1 protein-coding gene and 1 pseudogene are annotated in these 1,730 nt (G+C 70.1%); both read left to right on the forward strand.

Annotated features, from left to right (window positions below):
• Positions 1–1,531: arginine--tRNA ligase (gene argS, locus FV222_RS25100; RefSeq protein WP_147815916.1), on the forward strand; the 1,531-nt coding region annotated here is incomplete at its 5' end.
• Positions 1,532–1,572: 41 nt separating this feature from the next.
• Positions 1,573–1,730: pseudogene (locus tag FV222_RS31545) on the forward strand (SPOR domain-containing protein); the annotation flags it as partial.

Below are 1,730 nucleotides of genomic sequence, written 5' to 3' on the forward strand. Positions count from 1 at the left end.
GCGCGTGGTCGAGGCCGCGGTCGCCGGCCCCGGCTTCATCAACCTGCGGCTGGTGCCGGCCGTCTTCCACGACGTGCTGCGCGGCGTGCTGGCCGATCCCGCCGGCTACGGGCGCGGGCACATGCCGGGCGGGCCGGTCAACATCGAGTACGTCTCGGCCAATCCCACCGGCCCGATGCATGTCGGGCACGGGCGCGGGGCGGTGTTCGGCGACGCGCTGGCGAACCTCCTGGTCGCCGCCGGCCGGCAGGTGACGCGCGAGTACTACATCAACGACGCGGGCGCGCAGGTCGACGTGCTCGCCCGCTCCGCCTACCTGCGCTACCGCGAGGCGCTGGGCGAAACGGTCGGCGCGATCCCCGAGGGTCTCTATCCCGGCGACTACCTCGTGCCGGTCGGGCAGGCGCTGGCCGAGACCCACGGCCGCGCGCTGCTCGAAAAGCCGGACTCCGAATGGCTGCCGGTGGTGCGCGAGACCGCCATCGCCGAGATGATGGAGATGATCCGCGGGGATCTGGCCGCGATCGGCATCCACCACGACGTGTTCTTCTCCGAGCGCACCCTGCAGGGGGAGGGCGGCGGCGCCGTCGCAACGCTGCTCGCGGAGCTGCGCGAGAAGGGGCTCGTCTACGAGGGCCGCCTGCCGCCGCCCAAGGGCCAGGTGCCGGAGGATTGGGAAGACCGCGAGCAGACCCTGTTCCGCACGAAGGACTTCGGCGACGACACCGACCGGCCGCTGCTGAAGTCGGACGGCTCCTACACCTACTTCGCCTCCGACATCGCCTACCACCGGGCCAAGTACCTCGCCGGCGCCACCGAGCTGATCGACGTGCTCGGCGCCGACCACGGCGGCTACGTCAAGCGCATGCAGGCGGCGGTGAAGGCCGTCACCGACGGCAAGGCGAGCCTCGACGTGAAGCTGTGCCAGCTGGTGCGGCTGTTGCGCGCGGGCGAGCCGGTGAAGATGAGCAAGCGCTCGGGCGAGTTCGTGACGCTCCGCGAGGTCATCGACGAGGTCGGCCGCGACGCGATCCGCTTCATGATGCTCTACCGCAAGAACGACGCGACCCTCGACTTCGACCTCGCCAAGGTGGTCGAGCAGTCCAAGGACAACCCGGTCTTCTACGTCCAGTACGCCCACGCCCGCATCCGCTCGGTGCAGCGGCAGGCGCGTGAGGCGTTTCCCGACTTCGACCCCGCGGACGCTGCCGGGCTCGCGGACGCGGATTTCGCGCTGCTGTCGGATGCGGGCGAGGCCGAGATGCTGCGGCTGATCGCGCAGTACCCGCGGGTGCTGGAGGCGGCCGCCGCAGCGCACGAGCCGCACCGGATCGCCTTCCATCTCTACGAGATGGCGAGTAGCCTTCATAGTTTCTGGAACAAGGGCAAAGACTTGCCGCAATTACGGTTTGTTAATCCAACCGACCGAAAGTCAACTCGGGCGAGGCTAGCGCTGATCGAGGCGCTGCGAGGCGTCTTGGCATCCGGTCTCGCCGTCCTCGGCGTGAGCGCTCCGGACGCGATGCGGTGAGTGCGCCCCCGTAAAAGTCGGCGTAGGATGAGGATGCTGCCATGACGAACGCTTCGCGCGCGCCTGTCGACTTCGACGCCTTCGCGCGCGATCTGCAGCAGCCCTCGCCGGCCCCGCGTGGGGCCGAGCCGGCCGCGCAGAAGCCCGACCCGCTGGCGGAACTCGCCCGCATCGTCGGGCAGGACGACCCCTTCCGCGC

Source organism: Methylobacterium sp. WL103 (assembly GCF_008039885.1).
Lineage (GTDB): Bacteria > Pseudomonadota > Alphaproteobacteria > Rhizobiales > Beijerinckiaceae > Methylobacterium > Methylobacterium cerastii.